The sequence below is a fragment of the Cupriavidus sp. WKF15 genome, assembly GCF_029278605.1.
Lineage (GTDB): Bacteria > Pseudomonadota > Gammaproteobacteria > Burkholderiales > Burkholderiaceae > Cupriavidus.
On sequence record NZ_CP119572.1, the window covers coordinates 1,260,881 to 1,276,363 of the forward strand.

14 protein-coding genes and 1 pseudogene are annotated in these 15,483 nt (G+C 66.0%); 11 read left to right on the forward strand and 4 right to left on the reverse strand.

Going from position 1 to position 15,483, the window contains the following annotated elements; translation table 11 throughout:
• The first annotated feature begins 2 nt into the window (after positions 1–2).
• From CupriaWKF_RS06025 to CupriaWKF_RS06045, 5 genes are all read left to right on the forward strand, one after another.
• Positions 3–968, forward strand: a complete 966-nt coding sequence (locus CupriaWKF_RS06025; protein WP_276100688.1) for a hydroxymethylglutaryl-CoA lyase — start codon at positions 3–5, stop codon at positions 966–968.
• A gap of 78 nt (positions 969–1,046) precedes the next feature.
• The gene (locus CupriaWKF_RS06030; RefSeq protein WP_276100080.1) at positions 1,047–2,060 is read left to right on the forward strand and encodes a tripartite tricarboxylate transporter substrate binding protein; all 1,014 of its coding nucleotides are present in this window, start codon (positions 1,047–1,049) and stop codon (positions 2,058–2,060) included.
• 168 nt (positions 2,061–2,228) lie between these two features.
• Positions 2,229–3,272 (forward strand): ABC transporter substrate-binding protein, encoded by a 1,044-nt coding sequence (locus tag CupriaWKF_RS06035; protein WP_276100081.1) that lies wholly within the window; start codon positions 2,229–2,231, stop codon positions 3,270–3,272.
• 122 nt (positions 3,273–3,394) lie between these two features.
• Positions 3,395–4,207 carry an ABC transporter ATP-binding protein gene (locus CupriaWKF_RS06040; protein ID WP_276100082.1) on the forward strand — a complete coding sequence of 271 codons (813 nt, stop codon included), beginning with the start codon at positions 3,395–3,397 and terminating at the stop codon, positions 4,205–4,207.
• Between the two features lie 36 nt (positions 4,208–4,243).
• On the forward strand, positions 4,244–5,035 hold the full coding sequence (locus CupriaWKF_RS06045) for an ABC transporter permease (RefSeq protein ID WP_211945123.1): 792 nt from the start codon (positions 4,244–4,246) through the stop codon (positions 5,033–5,035).
• A gap of 23 nt (positions 5,036–5,058) precedes the next feature.
• On the opposite strand, the pseudogene CupriaWKF_RS06050 reads toward CupriaWKF_RS06045, so the two are convergent.
• Positions 5,059–6,456 (reverse strand): annotated as a pseudogene (locus CupriaWKF_RS06050) (sensor histidine kinase N-terminal domain-containing protein); the annotation flags it as partial.
• Positions 6,453–7,133, reverse strand: coding sequence for a response regulator (locus CupriaWKF_RS06055; protein ID WP_276100083.1), 681 nt, complete (start codon positions 7,131–7,133; stop codon positions 6,453–6,455). The pseudogene CupriaWKF_RS06050 and the gene CupriaWKF_RS06055, both read right to left, overlap by 4 nt.
• Positions 7,134–7,596: 463 nt before the next feature.
• Here CupriaWKF_RS06055 and CupriaWKF_RS06060 point away from each other — a divergent pair, with 463 nt between their 5' ends.
• Positions 7,597–8,655 (forward strand): porin, encoded by a 1,059-nt coding sequence (locus tag CupriaWKF_RS06060; protein WP_276100084.1) that lies wholly within the window; start codon positions 7,597–7,599, stop codon positions 8,653–8,655.
• 174 nt (positions 8,656–8,829) lie between these two features.
• On the opposite strand, the gene CupriaWKF_RS06065 is transcribed toward CupriaWKF_RS06060, so the two are convergent.
• Positions 8,830–9,804: an NADPH:quinone oxidoreductase family protein gene (locus CupriaWKF_RS06065; protein WP_276100085.1), complete on the reverse strand. Its 975-nt coding sequence runs from the start codon at positions 9,802–9,804 to the stop codon at positions 8,830–8,832.
• 219 nt (positions 9,805–10,023) lie between these two features.
• On the opposite strand from CupriaWKF_RS06065, the gene surE reads away from it, so the two are divergent.
• The 5 genes from surE to CupriaWKF_RS06090 are packed head-to-tail and all read left to right on the forward strand — an operon-like array spanning position 10,024 to position 14,585.
• On the forward strand, positions 10,024–10,776 hold the full coding sequence (gene surE / locus CupriaWKF_RS06070) for a 5'/3'-nucleotidase SurE (protein ID WP_276100086.1): 753 nt from the start codon (positions 10,024–10,026) through the stop codon (positions 10,774–10,776).
• 28 nt (positions 10,777–10,804) lie between these two features.
• Positions 10,805–11,698: a protein-L-isoaspartate(D-aspartate) O-methyltransferase gene (locus CupriaWKF_RS06075; RefSeq protein ID WP_276100087.1), complete on the forward strand. Its 894-nt coding sequence runs from the start codon at positions 10,805–10,807 to the stop codon at positions 11,696–11,698.
• An 8-nt stretch (positions 11,699–11,706) separates the two neighbouring features.
• Positions 11,707–12,567, forward strand: coding sequence for a peptidoglycan DD-metalloendopeptidase family protein (locus tag CupriaWKF_RS06080; RefSeq protein ID WP_276100088.1), 861 nt, complete (start codon positions 11,707–11,709; stop codon positions 12,565–12,567).
• 6 nt (positions 12,568–12,573) lie between these two features.
• Positions 12,574–13,752: an RNA polymerase sigma factor RpoS gene (gene rpoS / locus CupriaWKF_RS06085; protein WP_276100089.1), complete on the forward strand. Its 1,179-nt coding sequence runs from the start codon at positions 12,574–12,576 to the stop codon at positions 13,750–13,752.
• Positions 13,749–14,585 (forward strand): 3'-5' exonuclease, encoded by an 837-nt coding sequence (locus tag CupriaWKF_RS06090; RefSeq protein WP_276100090.1) that lies wholly within the window; start codon positions 13,749–13,751, stop codon positions 14,583–14,585. Before rpoS ends, CupriaWKF_RS06090 begins: the two co-directional genes overlap by 4 nt.
• Positions 14,586–14,620: 35 nt before the next feature.
• On the opposite strand, the gene CupriaWKF_RS06095 is transcribed toward CupriaWKF_RS06090, so the two are convergent.
• Positions 14,621–15,475, reverse strand: coding sequence for an endonuclease/exonuclease/phosphatase family protein (locus CupriaWKF_RS06095; RefSeq protein ID WP_276100091.1), 855 nt, complete (start codon positions 15,473–15,475; stop codon positions 14,621–14,623).
• Between the last annotated feature and the right edge of the window lie 8 nt (positions 15,476–15,483).

The window sequence follows — 15,483 nt, forward strand, 5'->3', positions numbered from 1 at the left end:
TCATGTCCGCAGCGGCCCTGCGCGGCCCGGCCCGCATCGAGATCAATGAGGTGGCGCCGCGCGACGGCCTGCAGATCGAGCCGGTGGTGGTGCCGACCGAGGCCAAGGTGGCCTTCCTCGACGCGCTGTCCGCTTGCGGCTTCGCGCGTATCGAAGCGACGTCTTTCACGTCCGCCAAAGCCATCCCGGCGCTAGCCGATGCCGAAGCGCTGATGCACCGCATGCACCGCCAGCCCGGCGTGCGCTACACCGCGCTGGTGCCCAACCTGCGTGGCCTGGAGCGAGCGCTCTCGTGCCGGCCCGACGAGGTCAACCTGGTGATGTCGGTCAGCGAAACCCATAACCGGGCCAACCTGCGCATGACGCGCGCGCAGTCGCAAGCCCAGTTACTGGCGATGACCGCCGAGGCGCGCGCCGCCGGCGTGCCGGTCAACGTCTCGTTGTCGACGGTGTTCGGCTGCCCGTTCGAGGGCGAGGTGGACAGCAATGCGGTGATGGCGCTGGCCGAGACCTTTGCGCAAGCCGGCGCGCAAGGCATCACGCTGTGCGACACCACCGGCATGGCTTATCCGAACCAGGTGGCGCAGACGTGCGAGCAGTTCCAGCAGCGTCTGCCGGACACCGGGCTGACCATCCACCTGCACAACACGCGCGGCATGGGGCTGGCAAATGCCGTGGCCGCATGGGAAACCGGCGTGACGCGTTTCGATGCCGCTGCCGGCGGCCTGGGCGGTTGCCCCTATGCGCCGGGTGCCAGCGGCAACGTCAGCACCGAGGAACTCGTGCACATGTTCGCCTGCATGGGCGTGCAGACCGGCGTGGACCTGCCGGCGCTGCTTGACGTCGTGGCCGGCATCCCTGCGCTGGTGGACCGCGAAAGCGGCAGCCAGCTGCTGCGCGCCGGCCCGCGCCTGCGCACGCATCAGCCGCCGGCCTGGCTGGCGGAACACTTCGCCGGCCAGGACTAGATGCCTGCGGCAAGCGCCGGCTGGAAGCCGTGGCGCCACGATAAAAAAATCAGTCAATACCGATATCGGAGACATTCCATGAAGCAAGCCTTTTCCCTCTTGCCTGCGCGCCGCAAGCTGATGGCGGCAGCCATGCTCGTCCTTGGCGGTGCCATCGCCGCAACCGCGCCGCGCGCCTTTGCCCAGGACGGCAGCTACCCGAGCCGCCCGGTCACGCTGGTGGTATCGGCCGCAGCCGGCGGCACTACCGACCTCGCGGCCCGCATGATTTCCGAGCCGCTGGCGAAGGCCCTGGGCCAGGCCGTGGTGGTGGACAACCGCCCTGGCGGCAACGGCAGCATCGCCGCGCAGGTTGTGGCGCGCGCCAAGCCTGACGGCTATACGCTGCTGGTGCAGTACTCGGGCTTCCACGTCATCACGCCGCTGCTGGTGAAGAACCTGCCGTGGGACCCGGTCAAGGATTTCGCGCCGGTGGCCAACCTGCTGTCGGCGCCGCAGGTGCTGGTGGTGCGCCAGGGATTGCCGGTCAAGTCGCTCAAGGAACTGGTGGCCTATGCCAAGAGCCATCCGGACAAGCTCAACTATGCGTCGTCGGGCAACGGCTCGCTGCAGCACGTCTCGACCGAACTGCTGAACCAGATGGCGGGGATCCACATCACCCATGTGCCATACAAAGGCACCGGCCCGGCGATGACCGACCTGCTCGGCGGCAACGTGGACATGACCATGACCACGCCGCCGCCGCTGATGGGCCATATCGCCGCGGGCAAGCTGCGCCCGCTCGTGGTGACCAGCAAGACCCGCCTGCCCAGCCTGAAGGACGTGCCGTCGGCGCCTGAGGCGGGCTACCCCGACCTGGACGTGTCGTCGTGGTTTGCCATGTACGCGCCGGCTGGCACGCCCAAGCCCGTGATCGACAAGCTCGCCGGCGAGATCGAAAAGATCATGCGTACTGAAGCCTTCCGCAAGAAGGCCGAGGAACTCGGCGCGGAAGCTGCCTTCATGGGGCCGCAGCAACTGGCGCAGTACCAGCGCGCGGAACTGGCGCGCTGGGCCAAGGTGATCAAGTCCGCCGATATCCACGCCGAATAAGCGCGGCTGGCAAGCCGATCGAAAGCAAGGCAGCGTAAGCTGGGGCCGGCTGCCGTTTGGCCGGCCTTAGGTGTTCGCCCCGATGCGGTTCGGAAACTTGTCCGATAGCATCGCACTGAGCCGCCGCGCGGCACGCCGTTTGCAGACCCCAACGGGCAGGAGAATCAAATGTATAACAAGAAATTCTGGAAACAGTTGCTGATCGCGCTGGCGTTGTTCCTGGCAGGGTGGTTCACCTTCGGCCCGGCGCAGGCACAGGGCAAGCCGGAAAAGACCAAGGTGACGATCGCCGTCGGCGGCAAGAACCTGTTCTATTACCTGCCGCTGACCATCGCGGAGCGGCTCGGCTACTTCAAGGAAGAAGGGCTGGACGTCGAGATCGTCGACTTTGCCGGCGGCGCCAAGGCGCTGCAGGCCGTGGTCGGCGGCAGCGCTGACGTGGTATCCGGTGCGTTCGAGCACACCATCGGCCTGCAGGCCAAGGGGCAGCGCTACCAGGAGTTCGTGCTGCAAGGCCGCGCGCCGCAGATCGTGCTGGTGGTGTCGAACAAGACCATGCCGGGCTTCAAGTCGATCGCCGACCTGAAGGGCAAGAAGATCGGCGTGACCGCGCCGGGCTCGTCGACCAATATGATGGCGAACTTCGTGCTGGCCAAGGCCGGGCTCAAGCCGTCGGACGTGTCGTTCATCGGCGTGGGCGCCAGCGCCGGCGCGGTGGCCGCGATGCGTTCGGGACAGATCGACGCCATGGCCAACCTGGACCCGGTGATCTCGATGCTGACGCAGAAGAACGAAGTCCGCATCGCTTCGGATACCCGCACGCTCAAGGACACGCAATCGGTGTTCGGCGGCAATATGCCGTCGGGCTGCCTGTACGCGTCGGCGGCGTTCATCCAGCAGAACCCGAACACCACGCAGGCACTGACCAATGCCATGGTGCGCGCGCTGAAGTGGTTGCAGAAGGCCGGTCCGTCGGACATCGTCAAGACCGTGCCGGAGAGCTACCTGCTCGGCGACCGCGCGCTGTACCTGGCGGCCTGGGACAAGGTCAAGGAAGCGATCTCCCCGGACGGCGTGATGCCGGCTGATGGTCCGCGCACCGCGCAGAACATGCTGCAGCAGTTCGATCCCGAACTGAAGGGCAAGGCCATCAAGCTGGAAGAGACGTACACCAACGCGTTCGTGCAGAAGGCCAACGCCAAGTACAAGTAATCCCGCGCCACCTTCGCAGCCGGCCCGCTGCGCGCAGCGGGCCTTTGCTTTGGGCGGCGGTGGCCATTCACTCACTCGATCCGGGCCGGCAGGTGCCGGCGAGGCGAACGAGACGGTTTCCCATGAGCACTCCCGCACTTTCCTTGGACAAGGTCACCTGCACCTTCGTCTCGCGAGAAGACCGCAGCCAGCGCTATACGGCGGTCAAGGACGTTACCCTGGCGATCCGGCCGGGCGAGTTCGTTTCGGTGGTCGGCCCGACCGGCTGCGGCAAATCCACGCTGCTCAATGTCGGCGCCGGCCTGCTGGAGCCGTCCAGCGGCGAGGTCCGCGTCTTCGGCGAGCCGCTGCGCGGCATCAACCAGCGCGCCGGCTACATGTTCCAGGCCGAGGCGCTGATGCCGTGGCGCAGCGCGCTCGACAACGTGGTCGCGGGCCTCGAGTTCCGCGGCGTGCCGCGTGCCGAGGCGGTGAAGCAGGGCGAGGAGTGGCTGCGCCGCGTGGGCCTGGGCGGCTTTGGCGACCGCTATCCGCACCAGCTCTCGGGCGGCATGCGCAAGCGCGTCAGCCTGGCGCAGACGCTGGTGCTGGACCCGGACATCATCCTGATGGACGAGCCGTTCTCCGCGCTCGATATCCAGACGCGCCAGCTGATGGAGAACGAGGTGCTGGACCTGTGGGCGGCCAAGCGCAAGGCGGTGCTGTTCATCACGCACGACCTCGACGAGGCGATCGCCATGAGCGACCGCGTGGTGGTGCTGTCGGCGGGGCCGGGCACGCATCCGATCGGCGAGTTCGCGATCGACCTGCCGCGCCCGCGCGACGTGGCCGAGATTCGCGACCATCCGCGCTTCGTCGAATTGCACGCCGCGATCTGGGACGTGCTGCGCGAGGAGGTCCTCAAGGGCTATGCGCAGCAGCGCAACGCCGCTTGAACCTCACGGCCAACCTGACACCGAATCCGAATTCCCATGGCATTCCGTCCTGACTCCAAGGGCATGCTGCGCGTCTGGCAGCTGCTGGTCCTGGTGGTGATCCTCGGCGTGTGGCACTTCGCCACGCGCTCCCAAGAGATCGCCTTCTTCTTTGGCGAGCCGCTGATGGTGGCGCAGCGCATCTGGAACTGGTTTATCGTCGAGCGCGATATCTACCTGCACCTAGGCGTGACGCTGCTCGAAACGGTGCTGGCCTTCGGCATCGGCACCGTGGCCGGCCTGGGCGTGGGCCTGTGGCTCGCGCTGAGCCCGCTGACCTCGGCGATCCTCGACCCGTATGTGAAGGCGATGAACTCGATGCCGCGCGTGATCCTGGCGCCGATCTTCGCGGTCTGGTTCGGCCTGGGCATCTGGTCCAAGGTGGCGCTGGCCGTGACGCTGGTGTTCTTCATCGTGTTCTTCAACGTCTACCAGGGCGTGAAGGAAGTCAGCCCGGTGGTGCTGGCCAATGCGCGCATGCTGGGTGCCAACCGCCAGCAGCTGCTGCGCCATGTGTACCTGCCGAGCGCCACGAGCTGGGTGTTTTCGTCGTTGCACACGTCGGTGGGCCTGGCCTTCGTCGGCGCGGTGGTGGGTGAATACCTCGGCTCCGCGCGTGGGGTGGGCTACCTGATCCTGCAGGCCGAGGGCACATTCGACATCAACACCGTGTTCGCGGGCATTGTGGTCCTGACGGCGTTCGCGCTGGTGCTGGACTGGATGGTCGGAACCGGCGAAAAGCGGCTGATGAAGTGGCAGCCGAAGACGGGCGAGACCGAGAAGCTCTGAGGCTGGATCAGCGGCTGGCCGCCCGGTGCCGGAAAGCGAACCGTGACGGTCAGCCCGCCGCCGGGGGTCTCGTCCAGGCCGGCGACAGCCTGGTGCAGCCTGGCGATCTCCCTGACGATCGGCAGGCCAAGCCCGGTGCCTTCCACGCCCTGGCCGCTTTCGCCGCGATAGAAGCGCCTGAATACGTCTTCGCGCTCGGCCGGGGCAATACCCGGGCCATTGTCGATCACCTGCAGCAGGGCGGCGCCGTCCGCTTCCTGCGCGACCTTGACCGTGACAGTGGCGCCATCGCCCGCATAGCGGATGGCATTGTCGATGAGGTTGGCGGTCAGTTCCTGCAGCAGTTCCATTTGACCGCGCACGGTCAGCGGGCCATCTCCCTCGAAGCCAAGATCGACCCCTTGACGGCGCGCGACCGGTGCCCATTCCAGCGCGACTGAGCGCGCCGCGGCATCCAGTGCGATATCTCGCAGGGTGGGCGAGTAACCGCTCTCGGGGTCGAGCCGTGACAGCGACAGCAGCTGCTGCACGCCCTTGGAGGCATGGCGCACGGTGCCGTGCAGCAGGCGCATGTGTTCGCGCACCCGCTCGCCATCGGGCTCGCGCAGTGCCAGTTCGGATTCGGCCTGGATCACGGCCAGCGGTGTCTTGAGCTGGTGCGCGGCATCGGCAAAGAAGCGTTTGCGGGCCTGCAGCATGCGGTGCAGGCGATCGACGTACAGATTGATCGCGCGCACCAGCGGCTTCATTTCGGACGGCAGGTCGCGGTCTTCGATCGGATCGAGCTGGCTGGCGCTGCGCGCGGCCACCGTGTCGGACAAGCGGTGCAAGGGCCGCAGCCCGCGGCGCACGCCAAGCCAGACAATGCCCAGCGCCAGCGCCACGAGCACAAGTTCCTGCAGCAGCGAGCCGGTCAGGATTTCCCGCGCCAGCGCCTGGCGCGGCTCGATGGTTTCACCGATCACGACCCATACCAGCTGGCTGCGGGCCGAGCCCACGTCGTGGATCGGCAGGGCCTGCGCCGCCATGCGCAGCGGCTGCTCGTGGAACACCGTGTCGTAGAACACGGTCCGGTAGAGCGCTGGGCGGGCGCCTGGCGGCCCTGGAAGATCTTCGTAGCCGGTTACCGTTTGCCCGTGCTCGTCGCGCACCTGGTAAAAGACGTGCGGGCCGGCCTTGTCGTCGAACAGTTCCAGCGCCAGGTTCGGCACGTCGATCTCCAGGCGGCCGTCGCGCAGGTCGATGCCCTCGCGCATGGCGCGCAGCGACGCTTCGAGCGTGCGGTCGAAGGCCGTGTGCGCCGCCGACATGGCGCGTTCATACGTAAGGAAGGCATCCAGCGCCAGCAGTCCCAGCAGCGGCAGCAGTAGCCACAGCGACAGTTGCAGGCGCAGGCTCGGCGTCCTGCCCAGGGTGCTCATGGCGCTGGATCTGGCCGCGCTTCGAGCAGGTAGCCGAGGCCCCGCAGGGTGACGATGGCCACGCCGCTGCCGTCCAGCTTCTTGCGCAGGCGGTGGATGTAGATCTCGATGGCATCCGGGTTGACCGACTCGTCGATGCCGAAAATCATCTCGGACAGGGCCGACTTGTTCACGGCCTTGCCGTCGCGCAGCATCAGCACCTCCAGCACCGAGCGCTCGCGCCGCGTGAGCTGCAGCAGTTCGCCGCCGATCGTGAACGCGTGGCTGACCGTGTCGTAGTGCAGCGGGCCGCAATCAAGCTGCGTGGATTCGTGTCCGTGGCTGCGGCGGATCAGGGCGCGCGCGCGTGCTTCCAGTTCGGAGAGGTCGAAGGGCTTGGCCAGGTAGTCGTCCGCGCCCAGGTCCAGGCCGCGCACGCGGTCTTCGACCGTGCCATGGGCGGTCAGGATCAGCACGGGCATCCGGTTGCGGCGCTGGCGCAGCCGGCGCAGCACTTCAAGGCCATCCAGCCGCGGCAGGCCAAGGTCAAGGATGAGCAGCGCATAGTCCTGGGTGGCCAGCAGGTGGTCGGCGCTGCGGCCATCGTGCATGCAGTCGACCGTGAAGCCGGCCTGGGTCATGGCCTTTGTCAGGGAGTTGGCCAGCATCACGTTGTCTTCGGCAAGCAGGATACGCATCAGGGCAATTCAAGGCGGCAAGGCAGGCAGCGCGGTGGCACGGGCGGCGCTCGCAGCACGGCCAGGGTGTGCGTCCGTAACCCGTCACGGCGCACAGCCTTGGGGCAATTCAGTCAATCGAATGGCCCAGACTGATACAGCGAAGTGCGCAATCTTTGAAGCTAGGGAAACTCCCAACCCCGAGTTGGCGCAACACGCGCCAAAGCGCTTTTGCCCGAAAGCGAACTGAAAGTGCCGCTCCCATACGATGCGGCCATTCCAGCGTTCCACCGCTTGCCGGATGGAACGCCATAACGACCAGGGGACAGTTGTGATGGATGTGCCGGCAGGCGGTTGCCGGCACCGGGGCCGGCACGGGGCGGCCACGACTCCATCTCGATTAGCCGCCGGCTTGCCCGGCGGACAGGATCCTCCGGCGCATGCGACTGGCATTACTACAACAAGCAACGCAAGGAGAGAAAGAATGAAACGTACGGCACTGGCACTGGCCTGCATCGGTCTGACGGGTACCGGTTCGGCCTTCGCACAGTCGAGCGTGACCATTTACGGTCTGATGGATGCGGGCGTCGAGTACGTCAACCATGCCGGGCCGAATGGCTCCGTGGTCAAGCTGACCTCGGGCGGCCGCAATACATCGCGCTGGGGCCTGCGCGGTACCGAGGATCTGGGCGGTGGTCTGAAGGCGCTCTTCAACCTGGAAAGCGGCATCGCCATCGACACCGGCAATCTCGATACCAGCGGCACGCTGTTCGATCGCCGCGCGACGGTCGGTCTGAGCAGCAGCTATGGCCAGGTGGTGCTGGGCCGTACTTTCACCACGACCTATGACTTCATGCTGCCTTTCGATCCGATGGGCTACGCGCCGAATTACTCGTGGGCGACGTCTTCGACCGCTACCGGCGGCCGCAAGGACGGGCTGTTCTCGCGTGCGTCGAATGCCATCCGCTATGACGGCGTGTTCGGCGGCCTCAAGCTGGGCGCGACTGCCGCGATGGGGGAAGTGGCGGGGGACTTCAAGACTTCGTCCAAGTATGCCCTTGGCGTCGGCTACAACGCCGGGAAGTTCGCCGCCGCCGCGACCTGGGACCGCCAGAACGGCGCCGGCAGCAGCACCACGCCGGCCGATGCCACCGACTACATCCAGGGCATTCACGCCGGTGCCAGCTATGACTTCGGCAGCCTGTCGCTGTTCGCCGGCTACCGCAATTACAAGCGCACGCTGACCACGGGCGCGGCGTCGGAGCGCAGCGACATGTACTGGGGCGGCGCCAGCTACGACTTCACGCCGGCATTCACGCTCTATGGCGCGGTCTACAAGCAGAACATCAAGGGCGGCAATGACGCCGACCCGATCCTGTTCTCGCTGCGTGCCCAGTACTCGTTCTCGAAGCGCACGCTCGCCTATCTGTCGGCCGGCTATGCCAAGGCCCGCAACGGCCAGAATGTCAGCCTGTCGCGCGACTTCGTCGGTTTTGCCAATAGCCAGACCGGCGTGATGGCCGGCCTGCAGCACCGCTTCTGACGCATCGGGTCATGTCGATGCAGCAATCGCCGGATTGCTGATTTGAGAACTGTCTTCCGCTGCCAGTAGGGGTGTGCATTCAGGTGGAAGACAGCTTGGGGCGAATTGCCCCAACAGGGGGCGCAGCGCGTTGCCGCACGCTCTGCGCCCTGATTTTTTTGCTTCTTTCCCGCGTCAGGGAACGATCACCACCTTGCCGGTCACCTTGCGCGCTTCCATGTCCTTGAGCGCCTGAGGAGCCTGATCCAGCGAGTAGCGCGCCGAAATATGCGGGCGCAGCTTGCCTTCCTTCATCCAGCCCAGCATTTGCGCCATATTGGCCTGGTTGGCACGCGGTTCGCGCCGCACGAAATCTCCCCAGAATACACCCACCAGCGAGGCGCCCTTGAGCAGCGCCAGGTTGAGCGGGATCTTCGGGATCTCGCCGTTGGCGAAGCCGACCACCAGATAGCGGCCGCGCCACCCGATCGAGCGGAAGGCCGGCTCGGCATAAATGCCGCCAACGGGATCGTAGATGACGTCCGGGCCGTTGCCGTCGGTCAGCGCCTTGACGCGCTCGCGCAGGTCTTCGGTGCTGTAGTTGATCAGCGCGTCGGCGCCGTGTTCCTTGCAGACCGCGAGCTTTTCGTCGGTGGACGCCGCTGCGATGACGCGTGCGCCGATAGCCTTGCCGATTTCGATCGCGGCGAGGCCGACGCCGCCGGCCGCGCCCAATACCAGCATGGTCTGGCCGGCCTTGAGTTCGCCGCGGTCCACCACGGCATGGTGCGAGGTGCCGTAGGTGAGGGTGAACGCTGCCGCGGTGTCGAAATCGATGCCCGGCGGCATCGGCATTACCTTGTTGGCGGGCGCTTTCACGTGCGAGGCGAAGGCACCGTTGCCGAGATAGGCAATCACGTGGTCGCCAGGCTTGACGTGGGTGACACCCGCGCCGACCGCGGTGACGATGCCTGCCAGTTCCGAGCCCGGCGTGAACGGCAGTTCCGGCTTGGCCTGGTATTTGTTCTGGATGATGAGCACATCCGGAAAGTTCACGCCGGCGGCCTTGACCTCGATGACCACTTCGCCCTGATCCGGCACCGGATCCGGCAGGGTTTCGACGGTCAGGGAATCAGGCGGCCCCCAGGCCTTGCACAGAACGGCTTTCATCTTGTCTCCGGTGATATATATGGGCGATAAATCCTGGCGCCTGCCCGCCGCGCGCGGCCAGACGGCAAGGCCAAGTGTATCGCAAAGTGTATCGCAAATAGCACGATCGTTCTGTTCCGCCGCTTTCACCCGTTTGCGTGGCGCCGGGCGACGCGGGACCGAGCTTTCGCGGTGCCTGGAGAGGCCGCTTGTGCAGGCTTCGTCAGGTACAATCGCGGGATGCACATCCTTCTAGCCAACGACGACGGTTATCTCGCGCCGGGACTGGCCGTCTTGCATGCCGCGCTCGCTCCGCTGGCTCGCATTACGGTGATTGCGCCCGAGCAAAACCACAGCGGGGCTTCGAACTCGCTGACCCTGCAGCGGCCCCTTTCGATCTACGAGGCGCGGGAGGGCGTGCAGAAGGGATTTCGCTTCGTCAATGGCACGCCGACCGATTGCGTGCATATCGCGCTGACCGGCCTGCTTGACGAGAAACCTGACCTGGTGGTCTCCGGCATCAACCAGGGGCAGAACATGGGCGAGGACGTGCTGTATTCCGGCACGGTCGCGGCCGCCATCGAAGGCTACCTGCTGGGGATTCCTTCCATTGCGTTCTCGCAGGTGCACAAGGGCTGGGAGCATCTCGACGCTGCCGCGCGCGTGGCGCGCGCCGTGGTCGAGCGCGCCATTGCCACGCCGCCCGCCGAGCCGTTCCTGCTCAACGTCAATATTCCGAACCTGCCGTTCGAACATATCAAGGGCTACCGCGCCACGCGGCTCGGCAAGCGGCATCCGTCGCAGCCCGTGATTGCTCAGGTCAATCCGCGCGGCGATCTCAACTACTGGATCGGCCCGGCCGGCGACGCGCGCGACGCGAGCGAGGGCACGGATTTCCACGCGACCGCCGAGGGCTATGTTTCGCTGACGCCGTTGCAGCTCGACCTGACACATCGCGGCCAGCTCGATGCGCTTGCCCAGTGGCTGAACTAGCCATTCCCGCTGCAGTGCCTCACCCCCGATGAGCCCAACGCCCCCTCGCAGCAAGTTCCCCCTGCCGCTGGACGCGGTCGTGCAGCGCAAGCCGGAGCCGGCGCGTACTGCCGGCATGCCGGCGGTCGGCGCGCCGCGCCCGGCGAAGGCGCCGGCCAAGGTCCGCGACAAGCAGCCGTCCGCGCCCACCCCGGCCGCGAGTGCCGTGGAGGCACGCGCCTCGGCTGCGACGGCGGGTGGGGGCGGGATGGCGTCGGACCGGGCGCGGGGGGCGCTGGCGGCGCGGCTGCGCGCCGCGGGCATCCGCGACGAACGCGTACTGGCCGCCATTGGCACCGTGCCGCGCCACCTGTTCGTCGAACCGGGGCTGGCATCGCAAGCCTATGAGGACGCTGCGCTGCCCATCGGGCATCAGCAGACGATCTCAAAACCGTCCGTGGTCGCGCGCATGATCGAACTCTTGCGTGAAGGCCTGGCGACGGACACCCCCCTGGAACGCGTGCTCGAGATCGGCACCGGCTGCGGCTACCAGGCCGCGGTGCTGAGCCTGGTGGCACGCGAAGTCTTTTCCATCGAGCGCATCCGTCCGCTGCATGAGCAGGCGAAGGCGAACCTGCGGCCGCTGCGCGTGCCAAACCTGCGCCTGCACTATGGCGATGGCATGCTCGGCCTGCCGCAGGCGGCGCCGTTTTCGGCCATCATCCTTGCCGCGGCCGGCATGGACGTCCCACAGGCCCTGCTCGAGCAGCTTGCCATCGGCGGCCGCTTGATTGCGCCCGTGGCGCTGATGCCGCCGCCGGGCGCCACGGGCCAGACGGTCACGCAGCAGCTGCTGCTGATCGAGCGGCTCAATCGGCATCGCTTTCACCGGACCGCGCTTGAAGCCGTTTTCTTTGTGCCCTTAAAATCGGGCACCATCTGAGTCGAACTATGCACAAGATCGTGAACTCGCATCAATTCGCACGCGCTGGCCAGCTTGTGGCGGCTTCCGCGCTGGCGGCGCTGCTGGCCGCCTGCGCCAACTCGCCGATGCCGGCACCCGTGGTGGACCGCACCTCCACCGCGAGCACTTCCGCCGCGCCGCTGGAGCCGGCACCTCCCGGATACTATCGGGTCAAGCGAGGCGATACCCTTTACCGTATCGCGCTCGAGAACGGCCAGTCGTATCGTGATGTCGCGGGCTGGAACAATATCAGCAATGTGAACCAGATCGAGGTGGGCCAGTTGTTGCGTATTGTCCCGCCGGGTGCCGATGTCAATGCCGGCCAGGGCGTGACCGCCACGCCGGTGGCGCCGGGTTCGATCCAGGGGCAGCCGCTCGACCAGGCACGTCCGGCAGGTACGCCGGTGCCGCCGCCGGCAACTGCCGCTGCGCCCGCGGCAGGTGCCGCAGCGTCCGCCGGCAGCTCCGCTCCGGTTGCGGACGGCGCCATGAAACTGGCGTGGCCGGCTACTGGCCAATTGGTCGCCAAATTTGATGACAAGGGCAATAAAGGGATCGATATTGCGGGCAAGAAGGGCGATGCCGTGCTTGCTGCCGACGACGGTCGGGTGATTCACGTTGGCCCCTTGCGCGGCTACGGGAATCTTGTCATCATCAAACACAATGAGACATTTCTTACTGCCTACGGCCACAACGAAAAGGTGCTCGTGGCAGAGCAATCAACGGTCCGAAAGGGGCAGAAGATTGCGGAGATGGGCAACAGTGATACCGACAAGGTAAAGCTTCACTTCGAGGTTCGCAAGAACGGAAAACCGGTTGATCCGATGCGGTATCTGCCGCCACAGTGAGGGTTCATGCCACGCCAGAAAACTGTCTCCTCCGGAACCGTCAGCAGGGCTCGCCGTGCCAAGCAGCCGGAAGTGAAGGCTGGTGTGGCCCAGTCCGATGATCGCGTCGATGTGGATGCATTCGACAAGGACGTCGGTGCTGACCTGCTCCCCGTCACCGACGAGCCGATCGCGACCACCGCCACGGTTGGCCTGCGCGAAGCCGACTTGCTCGGCGACGACAACGATCGGCAACTGAGCGATGACGACGAGGATGAGGCGGAAGAGGACGAGGACAACGATGGCGAGAACGGCACCGAGTCAGGCGCGGCGGAGCATGATGACTTCCGGACCGTCCTGCATACGGAGCTGGCCGCCGATACGGTGCAGCACTACCTGAACCGCATCAGCATCAAGCCGCTGCTTTCCGCACCCGAGGAACTGCATTTCTCGACGCTCGCCAAGGATGGCGATTTCTCCGCGCGGCAGGTCATGATTGAGCGTAACCTGCGCCTGGTCGTGAGTATCGCCAAGGGTTATCTCAACCGTGGCGTACCGCTGCTGGACCTGATCGAGGAAGGCAATCTTGGGCTGATGCACGCGATCGAGAAATTCGATCCGTCGCGCGGTTTCCGTTTTTCCACCTACGCGACCTGGTGGATCCGCCAGAGCATCGAGCGTGCCATCATGAACCAGGCGCGCACGGTGCGCTTGCCGGTCCATGTGATCCGGGAACTCAACCAGGTGCTGCGCGCCAAGCGGCACCTCGAAAAAGGCGGCACCGACGGCCGCGACGCCAGCCTCGAAGACATTGCCCACCTGCTGGGCAAGACGCCTGACGAGGTGCAGGACGTGCTGGCGCTTAACGAACATACCACCTCGCTCGATACGCCGTTTGACCTGGACCCGGGGTCCAGCCTGCTGGACTTTCTTTCCGACGAGCACAATGCCGCGCCGGACCAGGAGGTTGCGCACCGCGAGCTCGAAGGCCTGATGAAGCTGTGGCTGGCCCGCCTGTCGGAAAAGCACCGCTATGTGGTGGAGCGCCGCTTCGGGCTCAACCACATCGAACCGGCCACGCTTGAAGAGCTGGCCGAGGAAATGGGCCTGACGCGCGAGCGCGTGCGCCAGATCCAGCAGGAAGCCCTGGTCAAGCTCAAGCGGCATTTCGCTTCGCAAGGTGTCAGGAAGGACGCTGTTCTATGACTCCTGTGCTGGTATTCGACATCGAGACCATTCCCGATGTCGACGGCCTGCGCCGTTTGCATGACCATCCCGCATCGATGAGCGACGAAGAAGTCGCCGAGCATGCGTTCTCAGCCCGCCGTGAAAAGACCGGAAGCGATTTCCTGCCGCACTATCTGCAGCGCGTGGCAGCGATTTCCTGCGTGTTGCGCCGTACGCAGCGCGACGGGTCGGCCGTTTTCCATGTCGGCTCGCTGGGAACCCTGGAGGATGGCGAGGCGACGCTGATCCAGAAGTTCTACGAACTGATCGCGCGCTACAGCCCGCAGCTCGTGTCGTGGAACGGTGGTGGTTTCGACCTGCCCGTGCTGCACTACCGTGGCCTGGTCCACGGCGTGACCGCGCCGCGCTACTGGGAAATGGGCGAGGGCCGCGACGACGACAGCCGCGACTTCAAGTGGAACAACTACATCAGCCGCTACCATATGCGGCACCTGGATCTGATGGACCTGCTTGCCATGTACCAGCCGCGCGCGAGCGCGCCGCTGGATGATCTGGCCAAGCTGTGCGGCTTCCCGGGCAAGATGGGCATGGACGGCAGCAAGGTATGGCGCGCGTTCCAGGACGGCGAGCTTGAGGCGATCCGCGCGTATTGCGAGACGGACGTCGTCAACACCTACCTGATGTACTGCCGCTTCCAGCTGATGCGGGGCGGCGTGACGCCGCGCGAGTTCGACCAGGAAGTGGAGCTCGTGCAGGAATCGCTGGCCGAGCTGCCGGGTGCCCAGTGGATGGAATACCTCCAGGCCTTCCGCGTGAAGCGGCTGACGCCGGAAGACGAAGAGCTCGACTGAGCCGGCGGCTGGCCCGCCGCCGGTGCGGGCCTTCCTCAGATATCCAGTGACAGCACGATGGGCTGGTGATCCGAGTCCTTCGTCGCCGCATTCACTTCGCAACGGCAGACCTGGCCGGCGACATTCTCCGTGACAAAGACGAAATCGCACGCGAAGGGCGGCTCGGGCCATTGTTCCTTGTCGTACATGGCACAAGTGGGCGCGTGCGGCTGGCCCGGATGCCTGAGCAGCCATGCGTCGCGCCATGGCGTGGTGCCGTCGTCGAAGGGCTCCAGCATGCGTCGATAGGCAATGTCCGACGGTTTGCTGTTGAAGTCGCCGCACAGGACGGCTTCGGCTGGCCGGGGCTCCGGCGTGAACGGTCCCGGGGTCGATTCGCTGCGGCCGGCCCGGCGGGCATGGCCGCAAGCTTCGGCGTGCCAGTCGCGCAAGGCGTTGGCCTGCGCGGCACGCTGGTTCGCCGAATAGTATTCCAGGTGCGTGCAGATGACGCGCAGCCGCCTGCTGTCCGCTTGCACCGTGGCTTCCAGCGCCACGCGAGGCATCGACGCGACGTCGGGATCCGCTGGCCAGGGCAGGGCATGGCGAAATACCTCATGCACCGGTAGTCGCGTGGCGATCAGGTTGCCGAACTGGCGCGGACCGCCGTCGCTGCCGAAACGGTCGACGCCTGGGGCAAACATCACGCGATAGCCGGGCAGCAATGCCGTCAACTCCGCCACCTGGTCGGCGCCGGGTGCCCCGCGCAGGTCACCGAAACCGCGTGTGACTTCCTGCAGGCAGATGACGTCGGGGTCCGCCATCGCGCGCATGGTGGTCACGCTGCGCGACAGGTCGACGCGGCCATCGGCGCCGCGCCCCCACTGGATATTCCACGAAATCAGTTCCATGGCATCGC

Coding starts and splice junctions, on each gene's coding strand:
- CupriaWKF_RS06025 (WP_276100688.1), top strand. CDS start 3: ATGTCCGCAGCGGCCCTGCGCGGCCCGGCCCGCATCGAGATCAATGAG.
- CupriaWKF_RS06030 (WP_276100080.1), top strand. CDS start 1,047: ATGAAGCAAGCCTTTTCCCTCTTGCCTGCGCGCCGCAAGCTGATGGCG.
- CupriaWKF_RS06035 (WP_276100081.1), top strand. CDS start 2,229: ATGTATAACAAGAAATTCTGGAAACAGTTGCTGATCGCGCTGGCGTTG.
- CupriaWKF_RS06040 (WP_276100082.1), top strand. CDS start 3,395: ATGAGCACTCCCGCACTTTCCTTGGACAAGGTCACCTGCACCTTCGTC.
- CupriaWKF_RS06045 (WP_211945123.1), top strand. CDS start 4,244: ATGGCATTCCGTCCTGACTCCAAGGGCATGCTGCGCGTCTGGCAGCTG.
- CupriaWKF_RS06055 (WP_276100083.1), bottom strand. CDS start 7,133: ATGCGTATCCTGCTTGCCGAAGACAACGTGATGCTGGCCAACTCCCTG.
- CupriaWKF_RS06060 (WP_276100084.1), top strand. CDS start 7,597: ATGAAACGTACGGCACTGGCACTGGCCTGCATCGGTCTGACGGGTACC.
- CupriaWKF_RS06065 (WP_276100085.1), bottom strand. CDS start 9,804: ATGAAAGCCGTTCTGTGCAAGGCCTGGGGGCCGCCTGATTCCCTGACC.
- surE (WP_276100086.1), top strand. CDS start 10,024: ATGCACATCCTTCTAGCCAACGACGACGGTTATCTCGCGCCGGGACTG.
- CupriaWKF_RS06075 (WP_276100087.1), top strand. CDS start 10,805: ATGAGCCCAACGCCCCCTCGCAGCAAGTTCCCCCTGCCGCTGGACGCG.
- CupriaWKF_RS06080 (WP_276100088.1), top strand. CDS start 11,707: ATGCACAAGATCGTGAACTCGCATCAATTCGCACGCGCTGGCCAGCTT.
- rpoS (WP_276100089.1), top strand. CDS start 12,574: ATGCCACGCCAGAAAACTGTCTCCTCCGGAACCGTCAGCAGGGCTCGC.
- CupriaWKF_RS06090 (WP_276100090.1), top strand. CDS start 13,749: ATGACTCCTGTGCTGGTATTCGACATCGAGACCATTCCCGATGTCGAC.
- CupriaWKF_RS06095 (WP_276100091.1), bottom strand. CDS start 15,475: ATGGAACTGATTTCGTGGAATATCCAGTGGGGGCGCGGCGCCGATGGC.